Source organism: Neptunomonas sp. ABH4_499, from assembly GCF_056160565.1.
Genome location: NZ_JBSWXK010000064.1, coordinates 1 through 237, shown reverse-complemented (window position 1 = coordinate 237; position 237 = coordinate 1). Strand labels below are relative to the sequence as shown.

Here is a 237-nt window from a genome sequence, read left to right as displayed (position 1 = left end):
AATAGGCAAATAAAACGATTTTCAATAAAAGCGCAGGATCATAAGCAGGTGCACCGTTATGGTCGTTACGATAACGGGATTCAAACACACTGAGATCGAGTTCATTATCGACGACGTGATTAAGGGTATATTCGAAGGTTCCCTTATGGATTTGATCCGCAAACCTCAACGGAATCATCTTGGTTTGCTCGTAATCGTAGTGTTTGAAGCGTGCCATCCGTTGCACCATGCGGGGTA

1 protein-coding gene is annotated in these 237 nt (G+C 43.9%); it reads right to left on the bottom strand.

All coding sequences use genetic code 11. The features are described from left to right. A partial coding sequence (locus tag ACXAF9_RS18245) for a transposase (RefSeq protein WP_475076871.1) occupies window positions 1-217 on the bottom strand: 217 nt, incomplete at its 3' end. Window positions 218-237 lie beyond the last annotated feature (20 nt).